Origin of the sequence: Brucella sp. 22210 (assembly GCF_052045675.1) — a bacterium.
Lineage (GTDB): Bacteria > Pseudomonadota > Alphaproteobacteria > Rhizobiales > Rhizobiaceae > Brucella.
Genome location: NZ_JBQEPD010000102.1, coordinates 1 through 3352 on the forward strand (window position 1 = coordinate 1; position 3352 = coordinate 3352).

Genomic DNA, 3352 nt, shown 5'->3' on the forward strand with positions numbered 1-3352 from the left:
CATGCCAGCGACATCGATACCGCCTTGCACACTACCCTTGGTGCCGCCATCGCCAATGATCAGCGTGCCACTCTCATCGATCCTGGTGCCACCCGTATAGGTGTTTTCTCCCGTGAAGCGTTCCTTGCCACCGGCAATCTCCACACCGCCATTGCCTTCAATGATACCAGCATAGACGTCTTCCATATTCGGATCCGTCTTGTCATGCGCATCCTTGATGATCAGCCTCTTGTCACCAAGCGTCACAATACCAGTCTCATCACCTTTAAGGCTTTGAATGGTCGAGCTATCGCCGGTCACACCGCTAATGTCGAAACCGCCATTATTGATCAGGCGCTGCGAGCTTTCGATCGAGCCATCGCCAACAAGAATGAGCTTGCCGTCCGAAATACTCGTCTCACCCGTATATTCCTGCACTTTCGTCAAGGTCGTCGTGCCGGAACCAGCCTGGGTCACAGAGCCATCGCCAGAGATCACACCATCAAGCGTAATATTCTTGGCAAGATTGACGACAAAATGCGTATCCGCATTGTTCAGGGCAACATCGCCCACCATCGATCCATTGGTGCCGCCATCGCCAAGCTGCAGCGTGCCCATATTGACCTGGGAGCCACCCGTATAGCTGTTCTCACCCGTCACGATCAACGTGCCGGTGCCTTCCTTGACCAGGCTGCCATCTCCGTCGATCACGCCCGTGATTTTGTTGGTATTACCTTCCGTGTCAATCGAACCATTGTTCGCGCCAAGCGTGACATGGCGCGCCGTGTCAAAACCATTAGAAAAGCGAAGCGTGCCGCCATCAATACGCACGTCTCCAGAAGCATCGCCCAGATTCTCATTGGAACCAACTTCCAGAACACCAGCCTTGATATCCGTGCCGCCCTTATAGCTGTTGATACCGGTCAGAACCGTTTCACCAGTGCCCGTCTGCTCAAAATGCCCGTCACCGCTGATCGTGCCCGCAAAAGTATAATCATCAGAGCGATTAATGCCAAAGCCTGCACCGGCTGCAACATCGACATTGCCAATTATACTACCCGTCTTGCCGCCATTGCCGATCTGCAAAATACCAGCATTGACCTGCGAGCCGCCAGCATAGCTATTCTCACCATCCAGAACCAGCGTGCCAGTTCCCGTTTTGACCAGCTGCCCAGCACCATCAACAGAACCGCCAAATTCGACCAGATTGGCATTCGTGTTGATCACGCCATTATTGGTACCCAAAGTGACCGTGCGATCCTTGCCAAGGGTTGCCGGCGCGGCAAAGCGCAATTCACCACCATCAATCAGAACAGACCCATGTTCATCGCCCAGATTATGATCACGTTCGATTTCCAGAACACCGCTCGTGATCTCAGTGCCTCCAGCATAAGTGTTATGGCCGGTCAGCTTCGTGACACCGGTCCCCTTCTGCACCACCTTGCCCGCACCGCTGATCGTGCTATCGAGCGCTATATCTTTTGACAAATCCGTCGAGAAGATCGTGCCGGCTGCAAGATGCACATCCCCTTCAATACTGCCCTGTGTGCCGCCATTCCCGATCTGCAATTCGCCATGATTGACCGTGCTGCCACCCATATAGGTGTTCTCACCCGTCAAAATCGTCTTGCCAGACCCCTCCTGGATCAGCGCGCCATAGCCCGACAGCGTTCCCGAGATCGTATAGACATCCGAACGATTGATCTTCAGTTCGGCCTCATCCTGCTCGTTGGAGCCAATCACAATATTGCCGGTGACACTGCCCGTGTTACCGCCATTGCCAAGCTGCAACGTGCCCTGGGTGATTTGCGTGCCGCCCGTATAGCTATTGTCGGCTGCAAGGATCAAAGTGCCAAGGCCGGTCTTGTTCAAGCCAGCTGTGGTAAGAAGCTGGTTTTCCACCGTGGCAGTGATCATCTCACTGCCAGCCGTATTCGTACCGACCGCCACAACCGACTTCGCACTTCCCTCACCCGTCAGGACAAGCCCGTCGCCTTTCAGCGTATAGCCATCCACAAGGAACATCATGCCATCAGATGCGACCTGGCCATAGGTATCGACAATCGTCACTTCACCACCAGTGCCGCTGAAGATCGCCATTTCATCGTTCGGCCAAGCCGTATTGACGGCACCGCTCGGCGTGGTCCAGCTATTATTGCTGGCTTCATTGCTCCAAATCCCAGTACCGCCATCGACCTGGCCATTACTTGGACCATTCGGCCCATCCCAATAGGAAACCGTAGCACCACCGGTCGATAGAAGCAGGACCCGGTTTGCTGTATTCGTATCGATAACAAAGCTGACACCGCTTGGGGCTGTGCCAAGCGTGAAGCCATCATTTTGCAAAGTGCCATAATCGAACAGGCGATAGGCGCCTTCGCCAAGCCCGCCAAGCGATTCCACATTCAGCGTTCCAGCCAATGTGAGTTTGCCCTTCACGTCAAATAACGCACTGGCACCCGGATCGAACAGGCTGAGCTTCGCATCGACGACGCTGCCCGTGGCCAAGGTCAGATCCTGGTCAAAGGTCAGGGTCTTGCCCTGCGTGCCATAGAGCGTACCGCCAGAAGCAATCGACGTATTGCCCAAAATCTCGCCAGAACCCGACAGATCGCCTGTGGCCGAGACATTGACCGTCGAGCCAAGCTTATGATCGACAATCAAGGTGCCATTGGCCGCCGTCGTGCCGGTAAAGCCGCTATTGTCGCCCGTCAGATGCAGGGCGCCCGGACTATCGACCTTCAGCGTGCCGCTCCCGGTCAGACTGCCCTGATAGATCTCCGCATTGGAATGATTGAATTCCAGCGTGCCAGCACTTGCAATGGTGATCGCGCCCTTGACAGTCCCGTCCAGCCCGCCATCGCCAATCTGCAACGTGCCCTGATTGATCAGCGTGCCGCCAGTATGGTCCAGATTAGCCCCGATAATCAGCTTACCGGCGCCATTCTTGATCAGCTGGCCCGAGCCGCTGACATCATTGTCAAACTGGTAATTATCCGAACGGTCAACGATCAGATTGCCATTGTTGAGGACGATATTCGCTTGACTGACCGAACCCGTTGCAGCGCCATTGCCAATCTGGACAGCACCGCCATTCACCACCAGGTCTTCGACAAAGTCATTGGCACCCGTCAAAATCAGCGTGCCAGTCCCTTCCTTGGTCAGACCGCCAACCCCGCCAATCGCGCCGGAAAGCGTGTTGATGAAATTTGTGGATACAACATTGCTGCTCTGTGCAAGCTCAATCGCATTGGCAACCGTGAAAGCAGAACCAAACTCCAGCGAACCGCCATCCAGCGTCACAACGCCACCGGCCGCACCCAGACTGCCGGCAACGCTTGCGACAAGCTTGCCCTCTTCAATATGCCAGGGC

The 3352-nt window shown here is 55.2% G+C and carries 1 protein-coding gene; it reads right to left on the minus strand.

Features of this window, described 5'->3' with window-relative positions; translation table 11 throughout:
• The coding region (locus tag ACTJKP_RS26540; protein WP_440632786.1) for an autotransporter-associated beta strand repeat-containing protein at positions 1-3352 on the minus strand (3352 nt) is incomplete at both ends.